This is a genomic window from Spiroplasma endosymbiont of Atherix ibis, assembly GCF_964020005.1.
In the GTDB taxonomy this organism is placed as follows: domain Bacteria; phylum Bacillota_I; class Bacilli_A; order Mycoplasmatales; family Mycoplasmataceae; genus Spiroplasma_A.
Genome location: NZ_OZ026474.1, coordinates 985,076 through 1,005,816 on the forward strand (window position 1 = coordinate 985,076; position 20,741 = coordinate 1,005,816).

Here is a 20,741-nt window from a genome sequence, read left to right on the forward strand (position 1 = left end):
ATTTATTTTATAAAGCAATTTTTATGCACAGCCATTATTATTCCACTAAATTCAACTTCATTATAATTTTCATTATTATAAAATTTAATATTTCATGAAGTAGAATCACTAGATTTTGAATAATGATTATTATAATCCATATATTTTAAACAAACTATACAAAGTCTGTGAATATCTAATTTATCTTTTTAATTACCACACTGACAAAGTAATGCATTACTTCAAGCATTAGTTGCTATATTATCTAATTTAATTTTTTCCATCATTAAACTCTCTTTTCCATTTTTATTTAGAAAATAAAAGGTTCATATTGAACCTCTTATTATTTATTGTAGTTTGGTGCTTCTTTTGTTAATTCAACATCATGAGGATGACTTTCTTTTAAACTAGCATTTGTTATTTTTACAAATTTTGTGTTTAAACGAAGATCTTCAATAGTTTCACTTCCAGTATAACCCATACCACTTTTTAAACCACCCATCAATTGAAAAATAACATCTCTCATTTTTCCTTTAAAAGGAACTCTTGCTTCAATTCCTTCTGGAACTAATTTTTTTGCACCTTTTTGAAAGTATCTATCACTGCTACCTCTTTTCATTGCTGCAAGTGAGCCCATGCAAACATAAGTTTTGTACTTTTTACCATTTACGATAATTTCTTCTCCAGAAGATTCTTCAGTACCTGCAAAAATACTTCCCATCATAACACTATGTGCTCCTGCTGCAAGAGCTTTTACAATATCTCCAGAATACTTAATTCCCCCATCAGCTATAATAGTTAAATCTTTATCTTTTGCTCAATTAAATACTTCATTAATTGCTGTAATTTGAGGAACACCAACTCCAGCTACAACTCTTTTTGTACAAATACTTCCAGGAACAACTCCAACTTTAACTGCATTTGCTCCAGCTTCATAAAGTGCTTTTGCCCCTTCAGCAGTACAAATATTTCCAGCAATAATATCTAAATTTTTATATTTAGATCTAATTTTTTTAATAACATCAAGTATGCCTTTACTATGACCATGAGCTGAGTCAACAACAATAACATCAACTTGCGCTTTAACTAATGCATCAACTCTTTCAATATAATCAGAGCTAACTCCTAATGCTGCTGCAACTCTTAATCTTCCTTTTAAATCTTTACAAGCATTTGGATGATCAATTGCTTTATCAATATCTTTTGTAGTTATTAGTCCAACAAGAATATTGTCCTTATCTACAATTGGTAATTTTTCAATTCTGTTTTTTAATAAAATTGCTTTTGCTTGTTCTAAAGTAGTATAAGGACTTCCTGTTATTAATTTTTTTTAGTCATAATTAAATCAACTTTTTCTTGGAAATCTTCAAAATATTTTAAATCTCTATTTGTAACAATACCTATTAATTTTTGATTTTCATCAACTACAGGTAAACCAAAAATTTTATAAGTTCCCATAATTTTATTTGCTGTTTCAACTGTTGTATCTTTTGAAATTGTAATTGGGTCAGTTATAAATCCTGATTCATTTCTTTTAACTTTTTGTACTTCTAACACTTGTTCTTCAATAGTTAAATTTTTATGAATAACTCCTATACCCACAGCTCTAGCTATTTCAATTGCTAATTTAGCTTCTGTTACAGTATCCATAGCAGCACTTATTAAAGGAATATTAAGTTAAATATTTTTAGTTAACTTTGTTTTTAATTTCACTTCACTTGGTAAAAACTCAGAATATCTTTGAACTAATAGAACATCATCGAAAGTAATTCCCTCATTAATTATTTTTCCATTTAAATCATTTGTACTCATTTTTTAAACTCCTATTCTCATTCAATTGTTCCAGGAGGTTTTGAAGTAATATCATAAACCACTCTGTTAACACCATCTACTTTATTTATAATCTCATTTACAACTTTATCTAAAAATTCTCAAGGTAAATGACTACTTGAAGCTGTCATAAAATCAATTGTATTAACAGATCTTAAAGCAACTACATAATCATAAGTTCTATTATCTCCCATTACTCCAACAGTTTTTACAGGAAGTAAAGTAACAAATGCTTGTGAAACTTTATTATATAAATTAGCTTCAATTAAATTATTTATAAAAATATCATCAGCTTCTCTTAAAATATCACATTTTTCTTTTGTAACTTCTCCAATTACTCTTACTCCAAGACCTGGACCAGGAAATGGATGACGATTAATCATTAAATCAGGAATACCCAATTCTTTTCCAACAGTTCTAACTTCATCTTTAAATAATGTTCTTAATGGTTCTAACAACTCAAATTTTAAATCTTCTGGTAAACCTCCAACATTATGATGTGATTTAATTGTTTTTGAAACATGACCGTGACTTGAAGATTCTATAACATCAGGATAGATAGTACCTTGAGCTAAAAATTTGGCTCCTTGCATTTCTCTTGCTTGTTCATTAAATACTTCAATAAATTTACGCCCTATTATTTTTCTTTTCTTTTCAGGATCTATTTCTCCTTTTAAATCCTTATAAAAAATTTCTTTTGCATCAATTAATTTAATATTCATATCAAAGTCTTTATTATATAAATCCATTACTTTTTGCGCTTCATTTTTTCTTAACAATCCAGTATCAACTAAAATACATGTTAATTGTTTACCTATTGCTTTTGAGATTAAAACAGCTGCTACAGAAGAGTCAACTCCTCCAGATAAATCCTAGAATAACTTTTTCTTCACCAACTATAGTTTTAATTTCCTTAATTTTTTCTTTAATAAACTCTTTCATTTCTCAATCTTTTTGACATTTTGAAATATCAAATAAGAAATTTTCTAATATTTGAGTTCCTTGCTCTGAGTGAGTTACTTCTGCATTAAATTGAATACCATAAATTTTTCTCTCTTCATTTGCAATTCCTACAATAGATGAATCTGAATGAGCAATTTGCTTAAAACCTTTTGGCATTTGTGTCAAATGATCTTCATGACTCATTCAAACTTGTGAATTATTTTTTACTTTTTTAAATAGAGGAGTTTTTAAATCATCTATAAATAATTGTGCCTTACCAAATTCTTGCGAAGATGCAAGTTCTACTTTACCTTCAAATATTTCAGTTATAAGTTGCATACCATAGCAAACTCCAAGTATTGGAATATTTAAATCAAATAAAGCTCTATCAACAGTGTATGCTTCTTTTAAATATACACTGTTTGGCCCCCCTGAAAATATAATTCCTTTTAAATTAATATATTTTTTTTGCAATTCTTCTTTTGTTTTATCAAAAGGAATTACTTCTGCATATACATTTAAATTTCTAACTCTTCTTGCAAGCAATTGAGTATATTGACTTCCAAAGTCTAAAATCAGTATTTGTGTTTTTGACATATTTTTTACCTTTCACTAATTTAACTAAAAATAACTATTTTATTAATTATACATTAAAAAAACATCAGTATATTTTTAGTATACTGATGTTTTTAAAATTAAAAGTTAATTGGTTTTCCTGATTCTAATGCTTCAGCTGCTTCTCCAATTGCCTCACTTAATGAAGGGTGAGGATGAATTGATCTTGCAATTTCAGTTATTGTAGCTTCTGATTCCATAGCAGTTGTTATTTCAGAAATCATATCTGTTGCAGTATTAGAAATAATATGACAACCTAAAACTTGTTTAAATTTAGGTTCACAAATTAATTTAACAAAACCTCATGTATTTCCATCTGCAAGTGCCTTACCAATTGCAGCAAATGGAAATTTATATACTTGATATTCAGTTCCTGTTTTTTTAAGCTCATCTTCTGTTTTACCAACAGAAGCAACTTCTGGATAAGTATAAATACAGCTTGGTACTCTATCAAAATTCATATGTATATCTTCAGCATGTTCATTGCCAAGTCTTCTTGCTATTCTATTTGCAGCAATAATACCTTGATGTGAAGCAACGTGTGCTAACATCATTTTTCCTGTAACATCACCAATTGAATATACTCCATCAATATTTGTTTCACAATATTCATTTACATTAATATGTCCACGTTCATTCATTTCCAAATTAATTTCTGTAAATCCTTCTGTTACAACTTTACGACCAACTGATTGTAAACAATAATCTGCTTTAATTTTATATTCTTTACCATCTTTTTCATAAACTACTTCTTTTTTACCAAATGACTTTGTATTTACTCCATAAATAATTTCTAAATTCCCTCTAGAAATTAACTCTTTTGTCATTTCTTTTGAAACATCACTGTCTAGCATCTCTAAGATAGTTGGTAAAAATTGTAAAACAGTAACTTTTGTTCCTAATCTTTTATAAACACAAGCAAATTCAATACCTATAACTCCCCCACCAATAATTACTAACTCTTTTGGAATTTTTGGAAGAGATAAAGCTCCTGTTGAATCAATTAAAAATCCTGATTCCATTGCTTCTTTTGTTCCTGGTAAATTGAAATGATTTGGCACACTTCCTGTTGCAATAATCATATTATCACATGTATATTTTTTCTTATTTACTTCAACTGTATTTTTATCTAATGCTTTTGCCATACCTTCTACTGAAGTAACTTTATTTTTTTTCAATAAACCTTTTACACCTGTTGTTAATTTTCCAACAACATCATCTTTTCTTGCTTGAATTGCTTTTCAATCTGCTTTAACTCCACTAATATCAACTTTAATACCATATTTATCTGCTCTTTTTGTAATTTGTTCATATAAATATGCTGATTTTAATAAAGTTTTAGTTGGAATACATCCAATATTTAGACAAACTCCCCCATAATTTGCTTTTTCTACAATCATAGTTTTTAAACCTAATTGTGCACATTTAATAGCTGATACATAACCTCCAACTCCAGCTCCCACAACAATAACATCAAAATGATTTTCTTGTTTTTCTGGTGTGAATTTTTGTGCTGGTTTTAAAGGTCCACCTTTACCTTGTACAAATCCTGGCATATTTACACTATTTACAGCATTAACAATTGTTTCTACTGATGATTTTTTAGCAGGAACTGTTCTTGTTCTTCCTCTTGAAAGTAAATCATTTGAAACTGGTGTTGCACCAACAACTGATGCATTTTCTTCAACTGGTTCAGATTTTGCTTCTTTTGGAGCATCACCTTTACCATCATCTATTTCTACAACTACATCTCCTACTTTAATTTCTTGATTTGATGAAATTAAAATTTTTGAAATAACACCATCTGTTGGTGCATAAATATCTGAAGTAACTTTATCAGTTTCAACGTTAAATAGAGAGTCTCCCATTTTAACTTTGTCTCCAACTTTGACTAAAACTTCAGTAACTGTTCCTTCTGTTAAACCTTCTCCAATGTCTGCGAATTTTACTTTAAACATATTTTCAATTCTCCTAAACTAATAAAGTTGCAGGATTTTGTAAATAATATGCGACTCTTGTTAAGAATCTTCCTGCATCAGCCCCATCAATTACTTTATGATCTGCAGTAATTGAGAATGGCATATAGTCTCTAATTTCAATTTCATCTTTAACAACTCCAGGAGCTTTTGTTATTGTTCCAACTCCTAAAATTGCTGATTCGGGGAAATTAACAATAGGTGTTGCATAATCTAAGCCTACAGCTCCAAAATTTGTAACAGTAAATGTAGCTCCACTCATTTCACTTGGTATTAATTTTTTAGCTCTTGCTTTTGTTGCAAGATCATTAATTTTTACAGCAATTTGTAAAACACTTAATTTATCTGCTCCTCTAATTACTGGAACCATTAAACCATCTGGTGTATCACATGCCATACCAATATTAATTTGTTGTGCAAATTTTGTTGCCTTATTTTCTTCATCAATTCTTACATTTAAATTTGGCATATCTTTTAAAGCATTTGCACTTGCTTTAATAATAAATGCTAAATAAGTTAATTTAACTCTTAATGAATCTGCATGACCTTTTAATTGATTTCTAATATTTACTAATTCAGTAATATCTAGATTTCTTAATCCTGTAAATCCTGCAACTTTTTCATGAGCTGTTGTCATTGCTTTTACAGTTGCTTTTCTGATAGGATTTCAAGGTTTTGATTCAAATGTTAATGGTTCATTAATTTCAGGAACTGAAATCAATGGATTTGAATAATCTATTGCAGCTGATTTTGATCCACTTCCAACTGGTGCTGAAACTAAAACTGGTTGCGGATTAGTTGAAAATGATTGAACATCTGCAACTAATATTCTTCCATTTGGTCCAGATGAACTAACCTTTGATAAGTCTACTCCCATAACTGCTGCCATTTTTCTTGCTAATGGTGATGCTTTAACATCAACATTACTATTATCAATAATACTTGGTTGAGATGATAACTCCTGTTTTGGAGCAACTTCTCTAGCTACTCTTGAAATAACTTCATTTGAAACTGGTGTTGCACCAACAACTGATGCATTTTCTTCAACTGGTTCAGATTTTGCTTCTTTTGGAGCATCACCTTTACCATCATCTATTTCTACAACTACATCTCCTACTTTAATTTCTTGATTTGATGAAATTAAAATTTTTGAAATAACACCATCTGTTGGTGCATAAATATCTGAAGTAACTTTATCAGTTTCAACGTTAAATAGAGAGTCTCCCATTTTAACTTTGTCTCCAACTTTGACTAAAACTTCAGTAACTGTTCCTTCTGTTAAACCTTCTCCAATGTCTGCGAATTTTACTTTAAACATATTTTCAATTCTCCTACTATTTAAAATTTATAATTTAAAATTTCTTCCATTTTAACTAATATTTTTTTTGGATGAGGTTGGTGATAAGCTTCACCTGAATCAAAAGGAATAACAATATCATAACCTGTACATCTCATTGAAGGAGCTTTTAAATATTCAAAACACTCTTCATTTACTGATGCAATAATTTCTGCTGAAACTGAAAATGATCTAATTGCTTCATGAACAACTAATAATCTTCCAGTTTTTTTAACTGATTCAAAAACCATTTCTTTATCTCATGGTTGAATTGAACGTAAATCAATTAATTCAATTGTAATATCTGGATTTTTAGATTCCAATTCATCAATTGCTTTTTGACAATCAACAGTTTGTGCTCCATAAGTTACAACTGTTAAATCATTTCCTTCTTGGATTTTAAAAGCTTTTCCTATTTCAACTGTATAGAATCCTTCAGGAACTTCTTGTTTAAAAGCTCTATATAATTTTGTTGGTTCAAATACAATAACTGGATCTGTTGATTCAATTGCTGCAAGTAATAAACCTTTTGTATCATATGGTGTTGAAGGACAAACAACTTTAATCCCTGGTGTATGTGCATACATTGCTTCCATAGCTTCAGAGTGCAATTCAAGAGCTCTAATTCCTCCACCCATTGGCATTCTAATAACAACTGGTGTTGGGTATTTTCCTCTTGTTCTGTTTCTCATTCTACCCATATGCCCTAAAATATTTTGCAATGATGGTCATCCTAAACCTTCAAATTGTAATTCAACAACTGGTTTCATTTTATTAATAGCCATACCTAATGCAACTCCAGCAAAAACAGATTCAGAAATTGGAGCATCAAAACATCTTTTTTCTCCAAATTTAGCCTGTAATCCTTCAGTAGCTCTAAAAACTCCACCTTCATAACCTGCATCTTCTCCATAAACTACTACATCATCTCATTTTTCCATGGCAACTTCAAGTGCTTCTGAAACTGCTTTAACATTATTTAAAACTTTCATTAATGGTGCCCTCCTTTTGCAACTTCTGGATATTTAGCAAAAAATTCTTTTGCTTCATTATATTGTTTTTCAAGATCTGGAGTTTTTTGAGCATATTGAAAATTAAAAATATCTTCTAAATCATATGATTTATTTGCTTCAGCTCAATCAAATTCTGCTCTAATAAATTCATCTTGTTCTATATCTAATTTCTGTTGTTTTTTGTCATCTCATATGCCTTTTGAAATTAAGAATTTTTTCATTCTAATTAATGGTTCTTTAGTAAGAGCTTCTTCAAACTCTGATTTTGGTCTGTATATATCTGGATTATCTGAAGAAGAGTGAGCTCCCAATCTATAAGTATCACATTCAATAAATACAGGTCCTTTTCCACTTCTTGCATATTCTACTGCCTCTGAAGCAACAGCATATACTGCCAATAAATCATTTCCATCAACTTTAACTGAAGGAATTCCTGATGCAATACCTTTTACAGCAATATTTATTGATTTTGTAGATTTTTTATAAGGTGTTGATATCGCTCATTTATTGTTTTCACAAATAAATACAACTGGTAATTCATGAATTTTAGCAAAGTTCATTGCTTCATAAGTTTCTCCTTCACTCATTCCCCCATCACCAGTAGTAGTTAAAGCAACTCCTCCAGTACCTTTATATTTTTCAGCAAAAGCAATACCTGTTGCTTGTGAAAATTGAGAACCAATAATAATATTTGGTGGTAGTGAATTTACACCTTCAGGTGACTGACCTCCATATTCATTTCCCATTCAATAAAGCATAATATTTCTCATTGGCATTCCAACACTTAATCATGCTGCATTATTTCTATATCCTGAAGCAAATCAGTCTTTTCCTTTAATAATTGGTAAAGTATATCCTATTTCTGATGCTTCTTGCCCTGTTGATGAAAGAAATGATAGTAATCTTCCTTGTCTTTGCGCTTTATTTTGAAAATCATCTTGTCTTCTTGAAATATTCATTAATTTGTAAGCTTCTATCATTTGTTTATCTGTCATTTCTGGCATTAATTTTTCATTTAGTATTTTTCCATCTTTATCCACAATTTGAACTATTTCGTCTTTTAATGGATCAAATTTTCCTATAAATTTCATTTTTACCTCCTATTGAATTAATAAGTTAAGAATGTCTTGAGTTGTAAACCCTTCACCAAACATTCCCTTAATATCTGAATTATCTAAAATTTTTTGTAATTCAAATGTCTCATACTTTGTATTGATTAAACTTTTTTCAAGTGATTCTGTTCCTTGAAATCCTAAAAAGTCTCCATAGAACTTAGCTTCTTTAATAATTGCTTTTTCAATTTTTAAAAGAACTTCTACAGAACCTTTTCCTTCTAATCTTTGTTTATTTCTATAATCAAAATCTGCATTTTTTGCAAAATTTCAATCTGGATTTTTGAATTTATTCTCACTAAGAGTTTTAATTTCTTGTAATTCTTCTTGAGATAACTCAATTGTTTTAATTTTATCTAAATACTTATATGTTTCAATTAATTTATCCATAAATGACTCAATATTAATTTTATTCTTTATTTCAGAATTTATATTTGTAACTCTAGCTGAAATAGATTTAATATTTTTTGAAAGAATTTTTGCTCTATCAACAGTTAAATATTTTGTTAACTTATCAAGATTTGCATTAAATAATATTGTTCCATGTTGTAAAAATCTATCTTCATATTTTCACATTGCATTTCCAGATATTTTTTTTCCATTTAGTTCAATATCATTTCTTCCAGAAAATTTTGCGGGAACGCCTAAATTATTTAAAGTTTTAATAACTGGTTCTAACATTGATGCAAATAACAAAACAGCTTTATTATCAACATCTGTATAAATTATACTAAAATTTATATTTCCCAAATCGTGAAACACAGTTCCACCACCACTATTTCTTCTAACAATATTTACTAAATCTTTTTGTGCATTTTGAAGATTGATTTCTCAAGCAGCATTTTGATTTCTTCCTACAACAATAGTATTGTCATTTTGTCATAAAAAAAGAATTGGCTCTTTGTATTTTTTTGCTTTTACAAAGTATTCTTCTGTGGCCAAGTTAAAAGTAGGATCAACACAAGAAGTTTTATAAATAAACATTAAACACTACCTTCCTATATAAATATATTCTAAAACTTTTATATGTTTTTTCCAAAATTTTTTTAAAGTATGAAAAAAAATTTCAAACACTTTTATAGTAAAAATATAATAAATGTTACTTATAGTTAAATAATTGATTAAAAAACTATATAATTTATTTTAAAGGAGTTGAATATATATGCAACTACAACACTTATCTAAAAAAAGATTAATTCTAATAGATTTAGATGGAACTACTTTAATGTCTAATGGAGAAGAAATTCACCCAATTACAAAAGAGATATTAATAAAAGCAAGAAAAGAAGGGCATGAAGTTTGTATAATAACAGGTCGTCCACATAGAGCAAGTATCAGATTTTATAATGAGTTAGGTTTAACTACTCTTTTAACTAATTTTGATGGAGCTCATATACATGATCCAATAACAAAAAAATTTAAAAGAATCGTGTTTCCTATAAGTGAAGAAATAGTAAGTCAAATTATGAATCATAGAAAAATTAAAAGTTCTATTTCAAATATACTAGTTGAATCGTACAATAAAGCAATGGTAAGAGAAAAAGACGAATTTGTAGAAAACTTTTTTCACTTAGATGATGTTGCTAATGATGAATATAAAGTAACAGATCCATATAAAAATTGAGAAGGTTCAGCAACTAACTTAGTTTTATTTATTGATACAGAAGATAATAGAGATGAAGTTTTAAGAGTTTTAGAAAAATTTAAAAACACAATCAAAATTCAATCAGGAAATATCTATGGAAATTTAACAAACACTTCAAAATTAATGATTACTTTAACTAATAAAATAGTAAATAAAGGATTTGTAGCTGACATATTAGCTCAATATTACAATAAAGATATTAGAGATGTTATTGCTTTTGGAGATCAAATGAATGACTATGAAATGCTTCAAAAAGTTGGTTATGGAGTAGCTATGAAAAATGGAAGTCAGGAGTTAAAAAATATAGCAGCAGGTATTACAAATTTAACTAATAATGAAGGTGGCGTTGGAGAATACTTAGAAAAACTGTTAAGAGGATTAGAAGTTTAAAAACTGGCTTTTGCCAGTTTTTTATTTTATTAATTTTTCTAATTCATCTATTAAATTATCAATTTCTTCAATCAAAGGCAAATAAGTATTTTTATCTAAAAAATCTACTCCGACTTCTTTTAAAATTTCTAAAGGTTCTTTTGAACCTCCCATTTTTAAGAAATTAATTATATTATTTTTATATCCTAATTTGAAATCATTATAAAGTTTAAAACTTGCAACTAAATCTATTGCATACTTATAAACATAAAACGGTGATTGAAAGAAGTGAGAAATATAAGGCCATGAATAGTTTGATTCATCTTTATCTGCAAACTCATCATATCCAAACTCTTTTTGCTTTTGAACAAATAAATTCTTCAATGTTTCTGTAGTAATGGTTTTTTCTTCCTCAATTAATTTATGTGCACTATATTCAAAATCTGCAAATTGTATTTGTCTAAAAAAAGTTGAAATTAAATCAAATATTCTTTGTTGCAATAAGTATTTTTTCTCCTCTACATCATTAGTATTTGAATATAAATATTCAAATAAAAGATGCTCATTAAATGTTGATGCTACTTCTGCCAAAATAATTGGATAATTATTTAGAGGATAAACTTGAGATTCATCTGAAAATAAAGTATGAACAGAATGACCTATTTCATGTGCTAATGTACTTACTGAACCAAAAGTATCATCTCAATTCATTAATATTATTGGTTCAACACCATTACCCCCTGATGAATAAGCTCCATCTGATTTATTATCATCTTCATAATAATCTACTAAATTATCTTTAAAAGCTATCTCCAGCTTATTAGAATAGTCCTTTCCTAAAACTTTCAAAGCTTTTTTTACAATTTCTTTTCCCTGTTCAACACTAAATTTTTTATTATAATTTTTAGCAATTTTTAATAATCTATCTGAAGAATTAAATTCTTTCAAATTATAAACCTTTTTAATTAATCTATTATATTTTCTAAATGACTCAATTGTTTCTTTTCCAAAATCAATTAACTTTAAATAAATGTTTTCATTAACTTGATCATCAAATAAATTCATTTCTAGAATTGATTTGTAATTTCTTACATTTTTATTTTCATATTGTTCTTGAGCAATAGCTTCATATATTTTTGCAAAACTATGTTTTCTAGTAATAAAGTTTTTAAAATATAACTTTTGAGCTTCTTTTCTTTTTTCTTGATCAATTTTAGGATCTGAATTTTCCATAATTTCTTTATAAAGAGAAGAACTTAATTCTTGCTCTTTATTTTGTCAAATTATTTTGCTTGTTTCTCTATCTGCATAAGCAAGAGAATCATATAAATTTCCAACTGCATTTCTACTTCTTTCTAATTTACTCATTAATTCTTCTTGTGAACTTTCAAGAATATATTTTGTTGATTTAAAAAAAGTTTTAAAATAATAATTATAATTTTCAAAATTACTTTCTTTTAATCAAACAAATACTTTTTCTTCACCAATTGCTTTTAGTTCATTTAATAAAAAAGAGGATTTAACTTTGGATTCTTGATAAAAATTATATAATATTGAACTCAATTCCTGGTTTTCATTATTTGCTTGATCAATATCAAATAAATGAGCATATTGGCTTATTTTAGTTATTAATAAATCTTTTTCTTTTTTTAAGTTTAAGTACTTTAAAAAATTCTCCTTAATATCTAAAGTGTTTTTTAAATTGTAAATACTTTCACATAAATCTTTAGCTTTTTTAATTTCATCTTTTCATTGTTGTGTATTTTTATATAAATTTGAAAAATCTCATTTATATTTATTATCAGCATTTTTTCTTTTCATAAAATTATTATATAAAATAAAAATTAAAAAGATAGAGATTTAATTTATTTTTAATGAATATATTTTAATATAATTTATTTATAAGTTAAATTGAAATGTTAAGAAACTAAAATAATTTAATTTTAGCTTTTTAAATAAAATCAAACAATATGTTTAAAACTTTATTATTTTTTTTATAATAACAATGAATTAACAAAAATTATTTACTAATAATTTTAAAAAATAATAAATTTTTATTTTGAGAAAGAAGTTTTTTTATAATGGAAGATATAACTTATAGTGGAGAAAGAAGTTTTAAATATAAAAAAAATGTTTTATACAATAATGGAGAAATAGGTTATTCTATTTCTGATAAAGTTTTAAAAGCTGAAATTATAAAACAGATTCCTGTTTTTAAAACTTAAAAAGTATTAATTTTTATGTCTGATTTAATTCCTAATTTAAGTTATATAAGAAGACCACAAAATTTAAACTCTTTGAATTTAAAAAAGTTAAATGAATTTATAAATAAAAATAAAGAACTCTTAGAAAAAAAAGCAATTAATTCAATTAAAGAAAATAAGAGTTTTAATTTAATGAATAATACAGAGTTTGAAAGTTATTTTAATGTTCAATCAAGAAGTAATGAAATTGAATTTAGAAGACTTTTCACACCTATTGCACAAAAAAACATGATAGAACTTATAGTAGATCTTAAAAGTGGATTTGGAGATGATTTCATTTTAGAGAAAAAAGGTATGATAACTACAATTAAATCTAATAGAATTAAAAATTGATATTTTGATCAAAATCCTGCTGACTATATTTCTTTTTCATTAGAAAGCATAAAAGAAAAATTTTTTAGAATAAATAATACTCAATTTAAACATATGTATTTCACAATAGCTCCAATTTTGGCAACTCCAACATTAATTAATATGAATGCAAAAAGTTTAATTGCAACTACTCCAGAAATAAATATAAATAATTAACCTTCAACACATGTTTTAGAATCTATTATATATAAATTTTTGGATGATAACTATTAATTCACTTTATTTCAAAAAGAAAGTATTCTTGATTTAACTTTAATTGAAGAAAATGAAGGAATAAATATTTCAAATTTAAATGTAAATTATTTTAATAAAAATAGTCACACGGAATTTATAGTTAAAAAAACACCAGATGGAGATCAAAGAAATATTCCAGTTCAATACAATAATTTTTTAAGAACAGTTAATAAATTTTTCTTCCATTATATTGTTGTAAAAGATATGGATAATGCTTTATATCTTTACAATATTTTTAATAATAAAAAATGACAAAACATAATGAAAAATAATTCTTTAATAGAACAAAATATGTTTTTTTCTCAAAATATAATAGGAATTTTTTCAAAAAATAAAATATCTTTAGATGAATTAAAAATTTTTAAAACTAAAATAACTTATCAAGAAACTTTTTAATTAAAATATATATAAAATAAATAAAATATATACTATATCTTTTATTTAGAAATTGTTTTAAAAAATTTTTTTTATTAAAAGAAAATAATAATTAAAAAACCGAATAAAATTATTCGGATTAAAATTATTTTATTTATCATTTGATAAATTTTTTTATTTTATAATACCTTAAATTAAGATATTTTTAACTCAAACTATTTTTTTAATAGTTCAAACATTGCTCTTAACATAGGTGCTCTACCACGTTTGTTAATATCTGCAGTTGATGCAATATCTAAGTGAATAAAGTCTTTTCCCTCAGCAAATGAATCTAAGAATGCTGCAGCTGTTGAAGAACCTGCTTGTCTTCCTGGTTCTGAGTTAGCTAAATCAGCAACTTTTGAACATTGCATTGCTTTTAAATGGTCTTTAATAACTGGCATTCTTCATACTGATTCTTGTGCTTTAGCAGCAGCTTTATCAAATTCTCCATAGAATGAATCACTTGTTGAAAATGTTCCTGTAAATCATTTTCCTAATGCAACATCAATTGCTCCTGTTAAAGTTGCAACAGTAATTGCTCTATCAGCTTTGGCATTTCTTACAGCATAAGTAATACCATCAGCTAATACTAATCTTCCTTCTGCATCAGTATTTGTAATTTCTACAGTTTTTCCATTCATTGATTTAATAACTGATTCTGTTAAAGTTGCTTTTCCACCAATTCTGTTATCTGTTAATAAACCAATTGATACTACATTAGTTTTTACTTTTGCTTTTGCAAGTGCCATAACTGTTGAAGAAACAATTGCAGCTCCCGACATATCAAATTTCATATTTTCAATAAAGTTAGATGGTTTTAAATTATATCCTCCACTATCAAAAGTAATTCCTTTTCCTACTAAAGCAGTTCTTTTTTGAGATGGATCTGAGTTATACTCCATTACAACTACTCTAGCTTCTACATTACTTCCTGCATTAACTGATAGTAATAATCCCATACCCATTTCTTCAATTTGTTTTTTGTCATATACAGTAACTTTTACATCAATTAATTCTTTTGCTTTTTCAACTAATCTATTTGCAATTTCAACTGATGTACCAATGTTTGGTGGTAAATCTTGTAAGTCTCTTGCAAAATCCATATATTCAATTTTAATTATTGATACTTCATAAATTGAAGTATATTTTTTATCAAAAATAAAGTTAATTGATTTTGGATCTGTTGATTTTTGTTTATAATCTAAATCTTTGTGTGAAGCAAAAGCTATTGCTTCTACAACAGTTTGAAATGGTTCTTCAGCTTTTTCAAATTTAGATACGAATGAATCAACATTTATATTTAAATCATATTTATTTGATTTAATAAATGATTCTAATGAGTTTCATAAATCTTTAAGACAAGATTTTTCTTCTACAAAATAATAAATTGTTTTATCTTCACTTATTAATGATGCTGCTCCATTTTCTTTTAAAACTAATTCACTAACTTTATCTTTTGAACTTACAGCTTTTAAAGTTAATGTAAATTGTTTTTCGTTATTTGTTATCATATAAATTCTCCTTTTTATTTACAAAAATATAATATCACCTTTTTTTAATTAGTTTATTTGAAACTTAATTTTACAATTTTTATTTTTACATATTCCATATAGTATTAAATGAATGTAATCTTTATTTTTGTCATAAGAAAGAGAACCTTTAACTAAACCGTGTCCATTTGGACATCTCAATTTTCTATTTACTAACTTTGTATTTAAAGAGAAGTGTTTCGATTTTGTTGTATATATATAATATGTTTCTTTTTTTAATCTATTATTTTGATTTTCTATCTCCTCTAAAAAAACAAAATTAATATCTCTAATACTTTCTATTCTTTTATTCATAATTGAATACATTTTGTTTTTTTTATTAATATATCCTTTTATATGTTGATTAAATCTTTCTTTGACATTTACAGATTCACCAATATAGCAAAATTTCAATCTATTATTTACTATAGAATATAAAAGATAAACACCTGCTTTATTATTATCAATTTCGTTTAGTTCATTAAATTTTAATTTTTTTCTATTTTCTAAAAGTTTATTAATAATTTCAAGTATATAAATTTCAGATAAAATTTTAACATCCAAACTAGTAGAATTTTTTATTTTAGATATAATTTTAAATTGATCACTTATTTTCATAAAACTTCCTTTATAAAATTATTATAAAGTAAAAAATATTATTAAATAATTTTCAAAAAAATGTCTATAATTTAATACTTTCTTGTTTAACTTATAAATTTTGTTTTAAATGTTTTTCTTTTTTCAATAAATACATAATGATAATCCTTATAAATCCTCTAATCACTATTAAAATCATTAAATATTGATAAGCTATTTAATAATTGTAAATAGCTTATATTTTAGCTTTAATTTTATACTTAATCTAAAAAAGAACTAATTTAATTATCAAAATTATGCACGAAGAAAAACAATTTTACATTAATTTGTTCTTTTCATTAATTTAAGAAACTTTTAATCTCTTTATAAGTTAAACTTCTAATAATTTTATTTAAATTACCAATTCTTTTAAAATTGTAATTATAAAAAATATTATTTTCTTATCTTTTTATGATTCTAATTTCAAATTTTAGACACTTAAAAATTTTTAAAATATCTTCAAAATTTATCATTTTATCTATTTATAAAGACCTAAAACCTATATATGTTACTAAAAAAATAAAAAATCTTTGTATATAAAATATATACAAAGATTTTTTTTAATTTTAAAAAACTTATTTTGTTTTTTATATATTTTTTAAATTATTGAACGATTGAAACAACTGTTCCAGCACCAATAGTTCTTCCACCTTCACGGATTGAGAATTTTGTACCTTGTTCAACAGCAATTGGTTTAATTAATTCAACAACTAATTCAACGTTATCTCCAGGCATAACCATATCTGTTCCATTTGGTAAATGAACTTCTCCAGTAACGTCTGTAGTTCTAAAATAGAATTGAGGACGGTATTTGTTAAAGAATGGTTTGTGTCTTCCACCTTCTTCTTGTGTTAAAGCATAAACTGATGCATTTAATTTTGTATGAGGTTTAATTGTTCCTGGTTTTGCAAGAACTTGTCCACGTTCGATGTCGTTTCTGTCAACCCCTCTTAATAATGCTCCAACGTTATCTCCAGCTTCAGCAAAGTCTAATAATTTTCTAAACATTTCTAATCCTGTAACAACAACTTTTTTACTATTTTCTACTAATCCAACAATTTCAACTTCGTCGTTAACTTTAACAACTCCTCTTTCAACTCTTCCAGTTGCAACAGTTCCACGCCCTGTAATTGTAAATACATCTTCTATAGGCATTAAGAATGTTTTATCTGTATCACGAGTTGGTGTTGGGATGTATTCATCAACTGCAGACATTAATTCTTCTACTTTTTCAACTCATTTAGCATCTCCATTTAATGCTCCTAAAGCTGATCCACGAATAACTGGTGCTCCATCTCCATCGAAGTCATATGCAGATAATAAATCTCTAACTTCCATTTCAACTAAATCAATTAATTCTTCATCATCTACCATATCACATTTATTTAAAAATACTGCGATTGCTGGTACTCCAACTTGTCTTGATAATAGGATGTGTTCTCTTGTTTGAGGCATTGGTCCATCAGTTGCAGCAACAACTAGGATTCCTCCATCCATTTGCGCAGCTCCTGTAATCATGTTTTTAACATAATCGGCATGACCTGGACAGTCTACGTGTGCGTAGTGTCTTTTATCTGTTTTATATTCAACGTGAGAAGTATTAATAGTAATACCTCTTTCTCTTTCTTCTGGTGCATTATCAATATTTGCATAATCTTTGAATTCTGCTCCACCTTTTGCTGCTAATACTTTTGTAATTGCAGCTGTTAAAGTAGTTTTACCGTGGTCAACGTGTCCGATTGTTCCAATGTTAACGTGAGGTAAACTACGGTCAAATGCTTCTTTTGCCATGTTTTTTTCATTCCTTCCATTTGGTTTTTATTTATTTTATTGCGACCAAGTGTCCTAATAATTATAAATAGATTTTGTTTAAAGTACAATATTTTTTTAATTTGATAAATAGGTATTATTTACCTTGTTTTTTAATAATTTCTTCAGCAATGTTTTTTGGTGCTTTATTATAATGACTGAAAATCATTGTATAATTTCCACGTCCTTGTGTAAATGAACGCAACTCTGTTGCATAACCAAACATTTCAGATAGAGGAACTTTTGACTTAATAGTTTGTGCATTTCCTCTTTGTTCTGATCCTTCAATTAAACCACGTTTTGATGAAATGTTACCCATTACATCTCCATAGTATTCATCTGGTACAGTTACTTCAACTGACATAATTGGTTCTAAAAGAACTGGATTAACTTTTTTAGCAGCTTCTTTTAATGCCAATGATGCAGCAATTTTATATGCCATCTCATTTGAGTCAACATCATGATATGATCCATCAACTATAGTTGCTTTAACATCTATCATTGGGAATCCTGCAATAACCCCATTTTGTAAGGCATTTTCAAGTCCAACTCTAGCAGCGTTGATATATTCTTTTGAGATTTTACCCCCAACAATTTTATCAACTCATTCAAATCCTTTATCATGATTTGGTTCAAATTCAATCACAACGTGACCATATTGTCCACGCCCTCCTGATTGTTTAACATATTTTCCTTCAACTTTTGCTGAACCTTTAATTGTTTCACGATATGAAACTTGAGGTGCTCCAACATTTGTTTCAACTTTGAATTCTCTTTTCAAACGATCAACAATAATGTCTAAGTGCAATTCACCCATTCCAGCAATAATTGTTTGTCCAGTTTCTTCATCTGTATAAGTTCTAAAAGTTGGATCTTCTTCTGATAATTTATTTAATGATAATCCTAATTTTTCTTGATCAGCTTTTGTTTTTGGTTCTAAAGCCAAGTGAATAACTGGTTCTGGGAATATCATTGATTCTAAAATAATTTCATTTTTTTCATCTGTTAAAGTATCCCCTGTTGTTGTATCTTTTAGACCAACAGCTGCTGCAATATCTCCAGCATAAACTTCATCAATTTCTTCACGATTATTTGCATGCATTTTTAATAAACGTCCAATACGTTCTTTTTTATCTTTAGTTGCATTTAATACATAACTTCCTTTTGCTAACTTTCCTGAATAAACTCTGAAGAATGTTAATTTTCCAACGAATGGGTCAGTCATAATTTTAAATGCTAATGCTGCAAATGGTGCATCATCTGATGCAACTCTTTCATCTTCTGTTCCATCTGGTAATGTACCTTTAATTGCAGGTACATCTAATGGAGAAGGTAAATAATCAACAACAGCGTCTAATAATAATTTAACACCTTTGTTTTTAAATGCTGATCCAGCCAATACTGGAAAAAATTCAGCAGAGATTACTCCCTTACGAATTGCAGATTTCAATTCTGGAATTGTGATTTCTCCTCCATCCAAGAATTTCATCATTAATTCTTCATCATATTCAACAGCCATCTCAATTAATTGAGCTCTTAATTCTTCTGCTTTATCTTTTAAATCAGCAGGAATTTCTATTTCTTTTGCTATTTCTTCAGCAGCTCCATCAAATCCTCATGCTTTCATTTCTACTAAGTCAATGATTCCACTAAATTGATCTTCTGCTCCAATTGGCAATTGAATAGGTGCTGCTTTAGCTCCTAATCTATCTCCAATTGTTTTTACTGAATATAAAAAGTCAGCTCCTGTTTTATCCATTTTGTTAACAAAAACTACTCTCGGTACTCTATAAGTTTTTGCTTGTCTTCAAACAGTTTCAGTTTGAGGTTCAACTCCACTTTGACCATCCAATACAGCTACAGCTCCATCAAGAACTCTCAATGATCTTTCAACTTCAACTGTGAAGTCAACGTGACCAGGAGTATCTATAATATTAAATCTATGGTCTGCTCAAAATGCTGTTGTTGCAGCAGAAGTAATTGTAATACCACGTTCTTGTTCTTGAGTCATTCAATCCATTTGTGATTCTCCTTCATGAGTTTCACCAATTTTATGAATTCTACCTGTGTGGAATAATATACGTTCTGTTGTAGTAGTTTTACCAGCATCAATGTGAGCCATAATACCAAAGTTACGAGTCATATCTAAACTATATTCTCTAGGCATATTCTTTTCTCCTTAATCTTCTATTATCAACGATAATGTGCAAATGCTTTATTTGCTTCAGCCATTTTGTGAGTATCTTCACGTTTTTTAACTGATCCACCAACTCCATTTGATGCATCAATAATTTCATTTGCTAATCTATCAATCATTTCTTTTTCATTTCTTAGTCTTGAATAATTGATTAATCATCTTAAAGCTAAAGTAACTTTTCTTTCTGTTGAAACTTCAACAGGAACTTGATAGTTTGCTCCCCCAATACGACGAACTTTTAATTCTAAATGAGGTTTAATATTTTCTATTGCTTTATCAAATACTTCAATTGGATTTACTCCAGTCTTTTCCTTAATTTTTTCAAAAGCTTTATATAAGATATGTTGAGCTGTTCCTCTTTTACCATCTAACATAATTTTATTAACTGCTCTAGTAACTAGTTTTGAATTATATATAGGATCTGGTAACACATCTCTTTTTTCTGCTTGATGTTTACGCATAAATT

At 27.2% G+C, this 20,741-nt stretch carries 16 protein-coding genes and 3 pseudogenes; 4 read left to right on the plus strand and 15 right to left on the minus strand.

Annotated elements, in window-relative coordinates; genetic code table 4:
• Positions 1–2 precede the first annotated feature (2 nt).
• The 9 genes and pseudogenes from AACK92_RS05335 to AACK92_RS05385 all read right to left on the minus strand — a co-directional run bounded on the left by AACK92_RS05335 (position 3) and on the right by AACK92_RS05385 (position 9,787).
• Positions 3–140 carry a hypothetical protein gene (locus AACK92_RS05335; RefSeq protein WP_339020765.1) on the minus strand — a complete coding sequence of 46 codons (138 nt, stop codon included), beginning with the start codon at positions 138–140 and terminating at the stop codon, positions 3–5.
• Between the two features lie 182 nt (positions 141–322).
• Positions 323–1,791: pseudogene (guaB, locus tag AACK92_RS05340) on the minus strand (IMP dehydrogenase).
• 11 nt (positions 1,792–1,802) lie between these two features.
• Positions 1,803–3,348 (minus strand): annotated as a pseudogene (gene guaA / locus AACK92_RS05845) (glutamine-hydrolyzing GMP synthase).
• 98 nt (positions 3,349–3,446) lie between these two features.
• Positions 3,447–4,922, minus strand: a complete 1,476-nt coding sequence (gene lpdA / locus AACK92_RS05365) for a dihydrolipoyl dehydrogenase (RefSeq protein ID WP_422397893.1) — start codon at positions 4,920–4,922, stop codon at positions 3,447–3,449.
• A gap of 54 nt (positions 4,923–4,976) precedes the next feature.
• Positions 4,977–5,324: pseudogene (locus tag AACK92_RS05850) on the minus strand (biotin/lipoyl-containing protein); the annotation flags it as partial.
• 13 nt (positions 5,325–5,337) lie between these two features.
• Entirely contained in the window at positions 5,338–6,660 is a 1,323-nt protein-coding gene (locus AACK92_RS05370; protein WP_339020771.1) for a dihydrolipoamide acetyltransferase family protein, read from the minus strand.
• 20 nt (positions 6,661–6,680) lie between these two features.
• On the minus strand, positions 6,681–7,670 hold the full coding sequence (locus tag AACK92_RS05375; RefSeq protein WP_339020772.1) for an alpha-ketoacid dehydrogenase subunit beta: 990 nt from the start codon (positions 7,668–7,670) through the stop codon (positions 6,681–6,683).
• Positions 7,670–8,782, minus strand: coding sequence for a pyruvate dehydrogenase (acetyl-transferring) E1 component subunit alpha (gene pdhA, locus AACK92_RS05380; protein ID WP_339020773.1), 1,113 nt, complete (start codon positions 8,780–8,782; stop codon positions 7,670–7,672). Before pdhA ends, AACK92_RS05375 begins: the two co-directional genes overlap by 1 nt.
• Positions 8,783–8,791: 9 nt before the next feature.
• Complete coding sequence (locus tag AACK92_RS05385) at positions 8,792–9,787, minus strand: lipoate--protein ligase (RefSeq protein ID WP_339020774.1); 996 nt, start codon at positions 9,785–9,787, stop codon at positions 8,792–8,794.
• Between the two features lie 178 nt (positions 9,788–9,965).
• On the opposite strand from AACK92_RS05385, the gene AACK92_RS05390 reads away from it, so the two are divergent.
• The gene (locus AACK92_RS05390) at positions 9,966–10,838 is read left to right on the plus strand and encodes a Cof-type HAD-IIB family hydrolase (RefSeq protein WP_339020776.1); all 873 of its coding nucleotides are present in this window, start codon (positions 9,966–9,968) and stop codon (positions 10,836–10,838) included.
• Between the two features lie 21 nt (positions 10,839–10,859).
• On the opposite strand, the gene pepF is transcribed toward AACK92_RS05390, so the two are convergent.
• Positions 10,860–12,638: an oligoendopeptidase F gene (gene pepF / locus AACK92_RS05395; protein ID WP_339020778.1), complete on the minus strand. Its 1,779-nt coding sequence runs from the start codon at positions 12,636–12,638 to the stop codon at positions 10,860–10,862.
• 260 nt (positions 12,639–12,898) lie between these two features.
• On the opposite strand from pepF, the gene AACK92_RS05400 reads away from it, so the two are divergent.
• The 3 genes from AACK92_RS05400 to AACK92_RS05410 all read left to right on the plus strand — a co-directional run bounded on the left by AACK92_RS05400 (position 12,899) and on the right by AACK92_RS05410 (position 14,083).
• Complete coding sequence (locus AACK92_RS05400) at positions 12,899–13,042, plus strand: hypothetical protein (RefSeq protein WP_339020779.1); 144 nt, start codon at positions 12,899–12,901, stop codon at positions 13,040–13,042.
• Positions 13,043–13,057: 15 nt separating this feature from the next.
• A complete protein-coding gene (locus tag AACK92_RS05405; RefSeq protein ID WP_339020780.1) occupies positions 13,058–13,609 on the plus strand; it encodes a hypothetical protein in 552 nt (183 codons plus the stop codon).
• Between the two features lie 282 nt (positions 13,610–13,891).
• Positions 13,892–14,083, plus strand: coding sequence for a hypothetical protein (locus AACK92_RS05410; RefSeq protein ID WP_339020781.1), 192 nt, complete (start codon positions 13,892–13,894; stop codon positions 14,081–14,083).
• 194 nt (positions 14,084–14,277) lie between these two features.
• Here AACK92_RS05410 and AACK92_RS05415 read toward each other — a convergent pair whose 3' ends face one another.
• From AACK92_RS05415 to rpsG, 5 genes are all read right to left on the minus strand, one after another.
• Positions 14,278–15,615, minus strand: a complete 1,338-nt coding sequence (locus tag AACK92_RS05415) for a M17 family metallopeptidase (RefSeq protein ID WP_339020782.1) — start codon at positions 15,613–15,615, stop codon at positions 14,278–14,280.
• A gap of 48 nt (positions 15,616–15,663) precedes the next feature.
• Positions 15,664–16,251 carry a GIY-YIG nuclease family protein gene (locus AACK92_RS05420; protein ID WP_339020783.1) on the minus strand — a complete coding sequence of 196 codons (588 nt, stop codon included), beginning with the start codon at positions 16,249–16,251 and terminating at the stop codon, positions 15,664–15,666.
• A gap of 621 nt (positions 16,252–16,872) precedes the next feature.
• Complete coding sequence (gene tuf, locus AACK92_RS05425; RefSeq protein ID WP_339020784.1) at positions 16,873–18,060, minus strand: elongation factor Tu; 1,188 nt, start codon at positions 18,058–18,060, stop codon at positions 16,873–16,875.
• Positions 18,061–18,175: 115 nt separating this feature from the next.
• Positions 18,176–20,245 (minus strand): elongation factor G, encoded by a 2,070-nt coding sequence (gene fusA, locus AACK92_RS05430; protein WP_339020785.1) that lies wholly within the window; start codon positions 20,243–20,245, stop codon positions 18,176–18,178.
• Positions 20,246–20,268: 23 nt separating this feature from the next.
• Positions 20,269–20,736, minus strand: a complete 468-nt coding sequence (rpsG, locus tag AACK92_RS05435; protein WP_339020786.1) for a 30S ribosomal protein S7 — start codon at positions 20,734–20,736, stop codon at positions 20,269–20,271.
• Positions 20,737–20,741 lie beyond the last annotated feature (5 nt).